Source organism: Paenibacillus sp. VTT E-133280 (assembly GCF_002264385.1).
GTDB classification, from domain to species: domain Bacteria; phylum Bacillota; class Bacilli; order Paenibacillales; family Paenibacillaceae; genus Paenibacillus_AQ; species Paenibacillus_AQ nitricinens.
This window is the reverse complement of the sequence record NZ_NFUX01000012.1, coordinates 35,037-47,398: the sequence shown is the minus strand read 5'-3', so window position 1 is coordinate 47,398 and position 12,362 is coordinate 35,037. Positions and strand designations below refer to the sequence as shown.

At 45.5% G+C, this 12,362-nt stretch carries 10 protein-coding genes and 1 riboswitch; of the genes, 4 read left to right on the top strand and 6 right to left on the bottom strand.

Features of this window, described 5'->3' with window-relative positions:
* The first annotated feature begins 14 nt into the window (after positions 1-14).
* Together CA600_RS07710 and CA600_RS07705 are read left to right on the top strand one after the other, a co-directional pair.
* Positions 15-614 carry a TasA family protein gene (locus CA600_RS07710; protein ID WP_094869657.1) on the top strand — a complete coding sequence of 200 codons (600 nt, stop codon included), beginning with the start codon at positions 15-17 and terminating at the stop codon, positions 612-614.
* A gap of 159 nt (positions 615-773) precedes the next feature.
* The gene (locus CA600_RS07705; RefSeq protein ID WP_256989782.1) at positions 774-1,103 is read left to right on the top strand and encodes a helix-turn-helix domain-containing protein; all 330 of its coding nucleotides are present in this window, start codon (positions 774-776) and stop codon (positions 1,101-1,103) included.
* 181 nt (positions 1,104-1,284) lie between these two features.
* On the opposite strand, the gene CA600_RS07700 is transcribed toward CA600_RS07705, so the two are convergent.
* Entirely contained in the window at positions 1,285-1,440 is a 156-nt protein-coding gene (locus CA600_RS07700) for an anti-repressor SinI family protein (RefSeq protein WP_143812120.1), read from the bottom strand.
* Between the two features lie 27 nt (positions 1,441-1,467).
* A riboswitch (cyclic di-GMP riboswitch) is annotated at positions 1,468-1,552 on the bottom strand.
* Positions 1,553-2,023: 471 nt separating this feature from the next.
* Between CA600_RS07700 and CA600_RS07695 the strand changes: the two genes are divergently transcribed.
* Together CA600_RS07695 and odhB are read left to right on the top strand one after the other, a co-directional pair.
* Positions 2,024-4,891, top strand: coding sequence for a 2-oxoglutarate dehydrogenase E1 component (locus CA600_RS07695; protein ID WP_094869655.1), 2,868 nt, complete (start codon positions 2,024-2,026; stop codon positions 4,889-4,891).
* Between the two features lie 52 nt (positions 4,892-4,943).
* Positions 4,944-6,218 carry a 2-oxoglutarate dehydrogenase complex dihydrolipoyllysine-residue succinyltransferase gene (gene odhB / locus CA600_RS07690; protein ID WP_094869654.1) on the top strand — a complete coding sequence of 425 codons (1,275 nt, stop codon included), beginning with the start codon at positions 4,944-4,946 and terminating at the stop codon, positions 6,216-6,218.
* A 403-nt stretch (positions 6,219-6,621) separates the two neighbouring features.
* Here odhB and CA600_RS07685 read toward each other — a convergent pair whose 3' ends face one another.
* From CA600_RS07685 to CA600_RS07665, 5 genes are all read right to left on the bottom strand, one after another.
* On the bottom strand, positions 6,622-7,584 hold the full coding sequence (locus CA600_RS07685) for a hypothetical protein (protein WP_094869653.1): 963 nt from the start codon (positions 7,582-7,584) through the stop codon (positions 6,622-6,624).
* Positions 7,545-8,153 (bottom strand): RNA polymerase sigma factor, encoded by a 609-nt coding sequence (locus CA600_RS07680; RefSeq protein WP_094869652.1) that lies wholly within the window; start codon positions 8,151-8,153, stop codon positions 7,545-7,547. Before CA600_RS07680 ends, CA600_RS07685 begins: the two co-directional genes overlap by 40 nt.
* A gap of 371 nt (positions 8,154-8,524) precedes the next feature.
* Positions 8,525-9,775, bottom strand: coding sequence for an L-lactate MFS transporter (locus tag CA600_RS07675; RefSeq protein ID WP_094869651.1), 1,251 nt, complete (start codon positions 9,773-9,775; stop codon positions 8,525-8,527).
* Positions 9,776-9,901: 126 nt separating this feature from the next.
* Positions 9,902-10,630 carry a LytR/AlgR family response regulator transcription factor gene (locus tag CA600_RS07670; RefSeq protein WP_094869650.1) on the bottom strand — a complete coding sequence of 243 codons (729 nt, stop codon included), beginning with the start codon at positions 10,628-10,630 and terminating at the stop codon, positions 9,902-9,904.
* Positions 10,627-12,231, bottom strand: a complete 1,605-nt coding sequence (locus CA600_RS07665) for a sensor histidine kinase (protein ID WP_306440389.1) — start codon at positions 12,229-12,231, stop codon at positions 10,627-10,629. The genes CA600_RS07670 and CA600_RS07665 overlap by 4 nt, the downstream gene beginning before the upstream one ends.
* Between the last annotated feature and the right edge of the window lie 131 nt (positions 12,232-12,362).

Sequence of the window (12,362 nt, the reverse complement as noted above, 5' to 3'; positions counted from 1 at the left end):
GAGGAATTTTAATTATGGGTATCAAAAAAACATTGGGTCTTGGCGTAGCATCTGCAGCACTGGGTTTATCATTGATTGGTGGAGGAACCTTCGCTTACTTTAGTGACACTGCACAAAACACTTCTACATTCGCTGCAGGTACACTCGATTTGAACTCCGACCCTTCTGTTATCGTAAATATCGCAAACCTGAAGCCAGGTGATACTGTATTTAAAACCTTCAAATTAAAAAATGACGGTTCCCTCGATATCGGATCTGTTCTTCTTAAGACAAGCTACTCCGTTAATGATGTGGGCGGTAACAACAACGGTGTTGATTTAGGTAAATCCATTAAAGTTAAATTCTTAACAAATCTTGATAAGAGTAATATATTTCAAGCCGATAAAGTAGTTTATGAAACAACACTAGCCGATTTGAAAGCTTTGTCCCCTGATATCGTAGAAAGAAAGTTTTTACTCAGTGAAGCAGCTGGAATTAAAGCCGGTACTAATGATACATTCGCAGTCCAATTTGAATTTGTTGATGATGGCCAAGATCAAAACTATTTCCAAAAGGATTCATTAACACTAACTTGGGATTTCTTTGCTAAACAAGGCAAAGGAACTGACTACTAATCTAATAAGTCTTCCATTCGAAGAGCAGCAGATTCTTATTCCGGAAAGCGGATAAGTAGATGCTGCTCTTCTCTTTACAATAAACTTTGTCGAATTTATCGATATTTGCTATACTAATAACAAAAAATACGGAGGGGCGTCAGCATAGTGGCACAAAATATGGGCCAACGTATCCAGCATCTCCGCCTAGAAAAGGGATTCTCCCTATCTGAGCTTGCGGACAGAGCGGATGTTGCTAAATCGTATCTTAGCAATGTGGAGAGAAACATCCAATCCAATCCTTCCATCCAGTTTATCGAAAAGATCGCCGATGCGCTTCAGGTATCCATCCATGCTTTGCTCTATGGAGAGCCTAATGATGCTGAGGAATCGCCTTTAGATTCGGAATGGTTCCGATTGGTGCAGGAAGCTATGGCCTCAGGCATAAGCAAACGCGAATTCAAGGAGTTTCTGGACTACCAGAAATGGCGCCTGGATCAGAAGGACTAATCCTTCATCTGATCTAATAAGATCCTCTTCTACTCATACTATCAAACATAAACGCCTTCGCCCTCCTAACATGGATGGCGAAGGCGTTTTATATTCTAACCATGTATCGTGTACAACTTATAGAAAAAGGGCACAGCGATTTATCGCCATGCCCTTTTTCGGTATATAACGCTCTAATGTATTACTGCACGGCTTGCACAGTCTTCTCCTGAAAGAATCGACGAATTTCATCTGCCTTTATGCCAGCCTTCTTAGCTGCTAATAATAAATGTACCCACTCTACGTCTACATCAATAACCTGCTGTTCTCTGTTGCTTCCCTGGTTGGACTTGTCCAAAAAATCTCCTCCTAAGATTTTACGTCCCCAGGCAATCCGGCTGTCATAGTATTTCTACCTTAGACCCGCGACTTTGTGCCCCTGTCTTTCGGCAGGTTTACCTTTTACTGGACCCTTTACACGAAAGGATCTACTTCAAAAAGGATGAAAAACGCTAACTGCAATAACATTATACTATACTAAAGTGGAAAAGTGTGTCGATTTCTGATTAGTTTTTCCATTAAAAAACAAAAAATAGAAGCTCTTTTCTGTGATATCTTGTCCTATTAACACGATACTCGTCCTATTCATAAAATTAATTAAGACAATATAATGATGCTTCCTTCCCTATTAGTTAAAAATAAGGATATTAGAATCATTTTAGTGGGCCTTAGGAATGGGTAATGAGAAGAAACAGCGTTCTTTTCATTAGAACAAGCTAACCCATACCATTTTGCGAACGTATTGGACGAAAGAATGAATTGATTACACGTGTGGAAAGTAGCACAATAAGATGAGAAATGAAACCGCAATCATCACAGCTCCAGTAAGCGTTGACACAAAATGTCACGTATGGAGTTCATCCGTTAAGGAGGATGTATTCATGGCAGCCAAAGAGCCCTATAACGAATCCATTTGGAGTAAGTATTACGGACCCAATTTAGGCTACATTCAAGAAAGATATGAACAGTTTGTGAAAGATCCATCCACCGTAGAGAATAATTATCGCGAGCTTTTTACAAATTCGGGTCCCCCACCCCTAACACCGGACAGCGAACCGGCTCCACAGCCTCGCATTTCGGGAGACACCGAATGGCTTAGAAAGGCAGTAAGAGCTTCCAAGCTAATCGCTAATATTCGTATATATGGCCATATGGCCGCTGATATTGATCCGCTTGAGCGTGATCACAATCCCATGGCTAAATATCTCGAACTCGAAACCTATGAGCTGACTCGTGAGGATCTGATCGCACTACCTGCCACGCTCATTTGGGAGAATGCCCCGAATGATGTGCATACCGGATGGGATGCAGTTCAGCGTATGCGTCAGGCTTACACCAAGACGATCGCCTATGAATTCGGGCATGTGCATGAAGAACAAGAACTGAAATGGTTGAACAGACAGGCAGAATCCACAAGCTCACCAGCGCCTTTAAATAATACAGAACGTAAAGAGCTGCTAAACCGCCTGATCCAAGTCGAGCAATTCGAAACCTTCCTCCACAAAACCTTTGTGGGTCAGAAGCGTTTCAGCTTGGAAGGCAATGACGCTCTCGTACCGATGCTCGATGAAATCGTACGCGCTGCTGCGCATGACGGTGCAGAGCATATTCTGATGGGCATGGCGCATCGTGGTCGCCTCAACGTTCTTGCACATATTTTGGGCAAACCTTATGATATTATATTTTCAGAGTTTCATCATTCTCCAAACAAGGAGCTTTTCCCTTCCGAAGGCTCTACAGGCATTAACTATGGCTGGACGGGTGATGTGAAATACCATCTCGGTGCAGACCGCGCTGTTCGCGAAGGAGAAACCGTACGCACAAGAATAACACTAGCGAATAACCCAAGTCACTTGGAATTCGTCAATCCTGTCGTGGAAGGCTTCACTCGTGCTGCTCAAGAAGATCGGAGCACAGCCGGATTGCCGAAGATTGATACCAGTAAAGCTATAGCGGTGCTAATGCATGGCGACGCTGCTTTTCCAGGTGAAGGAATTGTTGCAGAAACACTTAATATTGGCAAACTTCAAGGTTATCAGAATGGCGGGACGATCCATATCATTGTTAATAACCGGATCGGCTTTACGACAGAAAGTGAAGACTCCCGTTCAACGCATTATGCGAGTGACATCGCAAAAGGATATGAAATTCCAATTATCCATGTCAACGCTGATGATCCCGATGCCTGTATATCAGCTGTTCGTTTAGCTAGCGCATATCGCAATCAATTCAAAAAGGATTTCGTTATTGATCTCATCGGTTATCGTCGTCATGGACATAACGAAATGGATGATCCTGAAACTACGCAACCTATCGTGTACGGCAAGGTGCGTAATCATCCAACCGTTTACAAGGTGTATGCGGAGCGGCTACAGCGTGAGAAAATCCTTACAGCTGAAGATGTACAAAAGATGCACATTGAAACAGAAGGCGTATTGCAACGTGCATACGATAGTATGAAGGAAGGCAATCACAAGAAAAAAGAACCAAAAGCCTTCGTTCCTCTTCAAACAGAGCGCTCAGCGGCAGGGACAACAGCCGTACCGATCTCCAGTCTGCAAGAGATTAATCGTGAGCTACTGACCGTACCTGATGGATTCCAAGTCTATCCGAAACTGGAACGTATTCTGCAGCGTCGCAAGGATGCATTGAATGAGGGTGAAAAGGTCGACTGGGCACTCGCCGAGTCTCTCGCCTTCGCTACCATCCTGAAGGATGGAACGCCAATTCGACTTAGCGGTCAGGATGCACAGCGCGGCACCTTTGCACACCGCCATCTAGTACTGCACGACAGCAAAACTGGAGAATTATTCTCTCCGCTTCATCAGCTAAGTAATTCCCGTGCTTCCTTTGGCGTATATAACAGTCCGCTATCTGAAGCTTCTGTGCTAGGTTTTGAGTATGGATATAATGTGTTCGCACCAGAAACTTTCGTCATCTGGGAAGCACAATATGGCGACTTCGCCAATGCAGGTCAGGTTATATTTGATCAGTTCATTGCCGCCGGACGTGCGAAATGGACGCAGCGCAGCAACCTCGTCGTCATGTTACCGCATGGTTACGAGGGACAGGGACCCGAGCATTCCAGTGGTAGATTAGAACGCTTCCTGCAGTTATCCGCGGAAGAGAACTGGACCGTTGCCAACTTGACCACCGCTTCTCAATATTTCCATGTCTTGCGGCGCCAAGCTGCTTTATGTGGACAGGAAGACGCTAAACCACTGGTGATTATGACGCCGAAGAGTCTCATTCGTAATTCGCGCAGCACATCTGCCGGTACTGAGCTCGCCTCCGGACAATTCCAGCCTGTGTTAGCAGAGCCCCTGCTAGGCCAGAAACCAGGTGAGGTCAAACGTCTAGTAGTCTGCAGCGGTAAAGTAGCTATCGACATCCAAACAGAGCTAGAGGCTGCTTCAGACAAAGATTGGTCATGGCTACATGTACTACGCTTGGAGCAACTCTACCCGTTCCCAGAAGTTGAACTGAGTGCTCACTTAAGCTCCTTCACATCCCTTCAGGAAATTGTCTGGGTGCAAGAAGAGCCGAAGAATATGGGCGGATGGAGTTATACCGAACCTCGGTTACGCGCCATCGCACCGAACAACACTAGCGTAAGATATATCGGACGTCCTGAACGTTCCAGTCCTGCGAGTGGTTATGCAGATGTTCATAGCTTTGAACAGCGTAGAATTGTTTCAGAGGCCCTAAAAGCAAATTCACAAGTACAAACAGCTGTACCATCCTCTTAAGAGGATGGTATCACAATAGCGTAAACCATTATGTTTGGGGAGGTAACGGCCTGTGTCAGAAATCTTAGTACCCGATCTGGGAGAATCTATATCCGAAGGAACCATCTACAAATGGCTGGTTAAAGAAGGCGACACGGTAGGTCAAGGTGATGTGCTTGCTGAGTTAGAGACGGATAAAGTCAATTTGGAAATTAGTGCGGAGGTGGAGGGTGTCATCTCCTCCATCCTGCGTCAAGCGGGCGAGAACGTAGCCGTGGGCGAAGCCATCGGCATCATTGGAGCCGCTAGCGGCAGTACACCGCAGGCCGCTGAGAGCAAAGCGCCTGAAGCGGCACCGGCAAGCGGCAGCGCAGCAGCCGCACCTGTAGCAGCGCCCGAAGTCGCTGTAGCGGGTGGCGAAAGCCCCGCTGCACTGGCATCGCCGGGCGCACGCAAGCTGGCACGGGAGCGCGGCATCGACCTCGGCGATGTTAGCGCCCGTGATCCTATCGGCCGGATTGGTCAGGCCGATGTGTCGGGCCATGGTGCAGCAGCGCCACAGGCCGCTGCACCGGTAGCTCCGGCGGCGCAAGCCAAGCCGGAGCCAGCGAAGCCGGCAGCGAGCAAAGCCGCGCCGGACGATGGCAAGCACGTGGAGCGCAAGCGCATGTCGCGCAGACGGCTCACGATTGCCAGCCGCTTAGTTGAAGCGCAGCAAACTGCCGCCATGCTGACCACCTTCAACGAGGTGGATATGACCGCGATCCTCGACATCCGTAAGCGCCGAAAGGATGCGTTTAAAGAGAAGCATGAAGTTGGACTAGGCTTCATGTCCTTCTTCACCAAAGCTGTGATCGGAGCGCTGAAGACCTATCCACTGCTGAACGCTGAGATCGACGGTGAAGATCTGGTCGTTAAGAAGTTCTACGACATCGGCATTGCAGTTGCAGCTAAGGAAGGTCTGGTGGTTCCGGTTGTCCGTGACGCGGATCGCCTAAGCTTCCCGGAAATCGAACGCCAAATTGGCGATCTCGCTTCCAAAGCACGCGCCAATACACTCAGCCTCTCCGAGCTACAAGGCGGAACGTTCACCATCACAAACGGTGGTGTATTCGGTTCCCTGTTATCCACCCCGATTCTGAATACCCCTCAAGTGGGTATTCTAGGGATGCATAAGATTCAATTGCGCCCAATCGCGCTGGACGAAGAAAGAACCGTTAACCGCCCAATGATGTACATCGCCCTTTCCTACGATCACCGGATCGTTGACGGCTCTGAAGCGGTTAGCTTCCTTGTTAAAGTGAAGGAATTGCTGGAAGATCCAGAAGCACTGCTGCTGGAAGGCTAACCCTGATCGATCTTTCGACTTAAGAATATAAAGAAGGTATCCCTAAAGCTTCGCATTAGGGATACCTTCTTTTATATCTGAATCAACTTTTGAGATGAAGTATTTCATAAGTACAGGGTGAATCATGAATCCTTAGTTTAGAAAGCCCGGCGCTGTCAGCAATGCTACCTACCTTGCATATGATCTAACTGCATTTTGTACACTTATTTATTTCTGATCTCCCATATCCTCTTCCTTCATTGCATTCTCTACAACTAAAATCCGCAAAAACGTTTATTTCCACTAATCTAAGCATCAATAGCTGTATTAAATACAACTACAGAGCTTATATAAAGGTATTAGTTAACTTTAATTGTATATAGTACAACTAACTTAGCGCATGCAACTACAAAACTACAAGAATCTACTTCAGCAGCTCACTAGCCACCTGAAGAAATTGCTCCTTGGTCAAAATCTTATCTCCGTAGCTAGTGAGCGTATAATACGCATCCTGCTTCTCGTTATACCAATTCAGATAGTCGTAACTGACCTCTTTCTTTACTACTTTGTTATAAACAACCTCCGTACCTGCTACTACAATCTTATCCGCTTGATTCTCAGGTTCTTGCTCCACGAACACTTTCCCGCCATGCATGATCGTGGCAGAGATACTTATAAAAGCATTATTCTTCGAATAAATTGCACTGATCCAGCCTGGTTCCGACCATGGAATAGCCTTCATAAATATATTATGGCTCCCCTTCTCTTTGTTCACCTGGGCTGTAAGATCTTGTAATGTCTCCTGGTATCGAGAACTTTTCTTATCTGCATCCGTTGTCGGATAATTAGGGTATATAACCCCATATTTAAAAGCATACCCTGATGCCATTGCAGGAAGCATCGGTGCCTCTGTCCGTTTGATTTCCTTTAAGAAATCAGAGTATACGCCTATCCGCTGCTCTTTATACTTAAATTGCAATTCTGTCGCCATGCCTTCTGCACCTGCTTTGTTGTTCATCAAATATGCAATCAGCTCACCCGGTTTAGCAAATGTATCGGCTTGCTGCGCATATTTATCATAGGAGGCTACTCCTGCCGATTCATTCGGGGCAACATGCTGGACCTTCACTACGCCTTCACTATTGCGGATCTGGATATATTCCGATGCAGCATAGGCTGTCACAGAGATCAGCAGGAACAATGCTAACATACTGGCAATTGCCGTTGTTTTATTCATCATCCGCAGCGAAAAAGCCCGCTTTCGAGAGGATATGCCATGGATACGACCCATGACCTTCTCTTCTACATCGATTTTACCCAGAAGTTCATTGCCGGCCGAGGCATAGATTATATCTTGGTATTCATCGCTGATTGTGGTTCGTTCCATTTGATCTCCTCCTCCAATTTTATAGCTTCCTGCACCTTCCGCTTGATCCGGTTCATTCTCTTCGTCAGTGCATTCGGACTGACCCCAAGAATTTCGCCTATCTCTGCATAAGTCTTCTCTTCAAAGACCCGCAAAATAAGCATATTCCTCTCTTCCAGCGATAACTGTGTTAATGCGGCTGACAATGAGGGATTAAACAACCGATCATCCAGCTCTTGTTCAGGACTTGCAGACATAAAATCAGGCTTGAAGATACTCATGACCCGCTTTTGCAAACGGCGTCTGCGCAGCAGGTTTAAACAATGATGATACGCGATACGATAAAGCCATGCCGAGTAATGCATTTGCAATTTGTATTGATGGATAGATTGATAGCCCTTTACCAAAATATCCTGAACTGCGTCCTCCGCATCCTGCTTGTTCTCTAACAAACGATAACAATAGCGATAGATCGGCATTTGAAAAGCTTGGACAATAAAAGCATATTGGTCGGTATTGCCTTTTTGCACACTAGCTATGCACTCTTCCAATTCCTTGGGGTCTAACAAATCCTGTGGCGATGTAAGCACCTCCTTACCCTTTATATCTTCTATAACACTTGAGCCTAGAAAAAAGTGCCTATGTACACCAAAATCGGAGCAAATCAGTATAAACCTTTGTTGCACAGAAGTAATTCCAGCGTGATATAGAATGTTTAACAGACCGAGGAAACCTTATTTCAGAAAAATATGCAGTTTCCGGCTACAGTCGGACTCAAATGCAGCCATTTGCTCAAATTCACTCCAATTATACACATTTAGAGGCTAATAAGAGCTATGCAGTCTGTATAGCTCTTAGACTCCACAGGTATTTTTGGGGGCACACTCCACGTACTGAACACACTTCTAACCAATAAAAAAACGTACAACTGTTGTCAGTTGTACGTCTTTTATAAATATCCTTAAGCCGTCCGTTCTGTAGCTTTGAGCCGAAGCGCCTTCTTCTCTTCCGCTTTCTCCACTGGCGGTTTTAGCGAAATCGCGATGATGCAGGCCAGCAGACACAAGAGACCAAAGATCACGAAAGTAGGTTTAAACCCGCCCAGGAAGACGGCGATGAACGAACCGGAAAGGGCTCCAATACCGAAACCTTGATATACGATTCCATAGTTCTTACTGTGATTTTTAAGACCAAAGAAGTCACTGACAATCGCCGGGAACACTGTAATGTTACCCCCGAAACAGAATGCAATGGCTGCTACACAAGTGAAGAACAGTCCGAAATTCAGCGTCGCATAGCTAAGGGTCAGCATAGCGGCTGCCGTTACTGCAAGCGAAGCACCTACCAGCTTCAAACGGCTCATTTTGTCAGACAAGGCACCCAAGATTAAACGCCCTGCTGTATTAAAAATTGCAATCATCGCTACGGCATTAGCTGCCGTCTGTACATCAAGTCCAGCCAGCTGCACCCCGATGTCTTTAACAATACCGATCAAATACAGACCACACATACAAGCGGTAAAGAAAATGATGAATAACAGATAAGCTTCTTTTGTACGTAGCATTTCTTTTACCGTGTAGTCCTTCGGTTTAGCGATAGTCGAAGCTGATGTTGCACCCAGTGATGCCGTTTGTACTGGAGCTTCTCTGACAAGTAAGGAACCGATTACAATCATCACCATAACAATCATGCCCCAATACATAAACGTATTAGATACACCCACCGAGTCGATCAAACTACCATTGATATATTTAAATATCAAGCTCCCCGTTCCGTAAGCACCCACGGACACACCGGAGATTAAGCCTTTATTATTCGGAAACCATTTAATTAAGTTAGATAATGAAGTGATATAAGCTGTTCCGTCTGCAAAACCAACGATTACCCCAGCCAATATATAGAACATCAGCAGCGAATTCGCCTGAGAGCTAAGAATCAATCCTAGACCAAGCACAATCCCTGCGGTGGCAGTTAACCGGCGAAGACCAAAACGATCCTGCAATTTCCCTGCGAACAAAGTCGCAAAAGCGAGTGCAAAGCTCGTGATCGAAAACGTAATCGAAACAGCGTTAAGCTCCCATCCGAATTTTGTTACCAGATGTGCATTGAACAAGCTCCATGTATAAATGGTACCTAGACCCATCTGCATAATTACGGTTCCTAATACGATAAGCCACCGTTTTGCGTTTTTGTTGTCTTTCGTCGAAGTCATGGTCTATTCCTTCTTTCTCTCTCGTGATGTGCTACAAGAGCTTCTATCGCCTCTTTATTGTAGCTAAACCAGCGGATGTTGAGAGAAATCTGGCATGAAATGACGCAAATGAAGAATGAACTGCATTTATAAGCGCATGATCTGCCTGAATTCTTTTACCTTACTGCGACTTACGGGCACCTCAAACTCCAAATCATGCAAACGCAGCAAGTACGTATTGTTGAACCAAGGGATGATTTCCTTGATTTTGGACAGGTTAACGATATAGGAACGATGGCAGCGAAAAAAACGATCCTCCGGCAGGCGATTATAAAAATCGCTGATGCTGAGCGCCATACTATATTCCTCACCTTTAGTTATTACGCTCGTACTTTTCTCTTGTGCGGAGGCGTAATAAATATCGTCGGCATTCACTACGATAATCTTTTCGTTTTTCCACAGATTCACCTTATCACTGACGGGATTACGTTCCTCTTCCCCCTGTCTTCCGCGAGCAACGAATGCCCCCTCTAGCTTGTGCAGCATAGCTTTAATGCGAACCTCACTGTAGGGTTTAAGAATATAGTCAAACGCTTCAATCTCAAATGCCTCAGCGGCATGCTCCTTATACGCAGTAATAAACACTATATAAGGTTTTACCGAGAATCTGCTAATATTCTGAGCCAGCAGCACTCCGTCTATCGAGGGAATGTTAATGTCCAGAAAGATCACATCTACCGTCTCAACCTGTAAAAATTTGAGTGCATCCAGCCCATCTTCAAATTGTGCGGCAATATCGATCCCGCTGTGTGTCTCAATTAAATAAGCCAGCTCCTGTCTTGCCAGCTCTTCATCCTCTACGATGATCGCTCTCATAGCCCCTCCTTTTTGACATCAAAAAAGATGTCCGTCCCTTTATCCAATCTCTGAATGGTAAGTCCTGTCCCATAGATCAGCTTGACCCGTTGATGTACATTAAATAGTCCGATTTTATTCTCCGGCATATCGCCAGCATAGACCTTCTCTATGGTATCTTCGCTGATGCCAGCTCCGGTATCCCGAATGCCAACCCGCACATGATCGCCTTGATCTTTTACAGAGATCGTTACCGTTCCCTTCCCTCTTACCTTCAGTATGCCATGGATGATCGCATTCTCTACAAGCGGCTGAATAATCAGACTCGGAATCCGAACTTGAACCTCATCAATATCATAAAGCACGTTAAGACGGCTTCCGAAGCGCGCCTTTTCAATCTCAACGTATTGCTGGACCTGCTGTAGCTCTCGTTTAATGTCGATAAATTCATCCGTCAGCTCCAGATTGTATCTCATATAACCGGACAGATTCACGATCAACTCACGCGCCTTATCCGGATTAATCCGAATCGAGGACGCAATCGCGTTCAGCGCATTGAACAGAAAGTGTGGGTTAATGCTTGTCTGCAGCGCCTTTAGCTCCGCTTTGTTCGCCATTTCTTTAATGCCCTCAACCCGCGATACTTCCATTAGCGTAGAGATCATTTGCGACAAACCTACAGCCATAGCTTGTAAAGAATAAGTGATCTTGTGGGCTCTGGTGTAATAGATTTTGAGCGCTCCCGTCACTTCACCTTTTTCCTTCAATGGAATAATAATCAGCGATTTAATCTCCGGATTCACATAATCACTATCGTCGTTACGGATCGTAATTTCACCACTGGACAACGTCACTTTCGTTTCTTCGCTTATAATTTCATTGGTCGTAGTATAATCCTCTTCTCCAACACCAACGTAAGCGAGAATGAGTCTTGTATCCGAAATAGCTACAGCGTCTGCACCGATATCTTCTTTGATAATTTGGCAGATGGTACGAAGCGACTCGGGATTAATATTGCGAAAATATGGCAAGGTCTTATTGGCAATATCCAGTGCCAGCTTGGACTGCTTCGCTGCAATCCGTTCCTTTTCACCTTCCACACTCTGCACTAGCATGACAATCAGACCAACACTAATCTGGCTCATAATCATCGGAAAAGCAATTTTGGACACGATATCCACACCCAGCGACGACGGTTCGGCCATCACTAGAATGAGTAGCATCGTCAGGGCTTCACAGGCCATCCCGGCCAAAATACCGGCCATCCAGCGACGTTCACCTGAAGTGCGGCGGTATATTACTCCTGACACAATCCCTGCGGTAATACTCGTAATCAGACAAGGAAGAGAGGTTACCCCTCCAATATCAATTAGAAAACGGTGAACCCCTGAGATGATGCCTGTTATGAGTCCTACCCATGGCCCGAACAAAATCCCACCAGACACGATGGCGATAATTCGCACATTCACAAGCGAGCCTTCCACATTAATCCCACTATAGGTACCAAAGATAGCGAATAAACTGAAGATCGTCGTCGCTATGGCAAGCTCCTGCGGGGCGTAGGTTCCTTTTTGAAAAATCTCTTTAAACCGCGGCAGACGAGTCAGCACGAATAGACACATCAGCAGTAGTGCAGCTCTTTCGAATAATTGCAGTAATATCGTAAACGTATATTGCACGGTCTCCGCCTCCAAAGGACTAGATGTCGACTTATTATAAAGATAGTTCATGCCTCTGTCCATTCAGCCTATCC

Excerpts from the sequence above, each read along its gene's own strand:
- CA600_RS07695 (WP_094869655.1), top strand. The coding sequence starts at position 2,024 with ATGGCAGCCAAAGAGCCCTATAACGAATCCATTTGGAGTAAGTATTAC.
- CA600_RS07665 (WP_306440389.1), bottom strand. The coding sequence starts at position 12,231 with ATGTGTCTATTCGTGCTGACTCGTCTGCCGCGGTTTAAAGAGATTTTT.
- CA600_RS07705 (WP_256989782.1), top strand. The coding sequence starts at position 774 with ATGGGCCAACGTATCCAGCATCTCCGCCTAGAAAAGGGATTCTCCCTA.
- CA600_RS07685 (WP_094869653.1), bottom strand. The coding sequence starts at position 7,584 with ATGGAACGAACCACAATCAGCGATGAATACCAAGATATAATCTATGCC.
- CA600_RS07670 (WP_094869650.1), bottom strand. The coding sequence starts at position 10,630 with ATGAGAGCGATCATCGTAGAGGATGAAGAGCTGGCAAGACAGGAGCTG.
- CA600_RS07675 (WP_094869651.1), bottom strand. The coding sequence starts at position 9,775 with ATGACTTCGACGAAAGACAACAAAAACGCAAAACGGTGGCTTATCGTA.
- CA600_RS07710 (WP_094869657.1), top strand. The coding sequence starts at position 15 with ATGGGTATCAAAAAAACATTGGGTCTTGGCGTAGCATCTGCAGCACTG.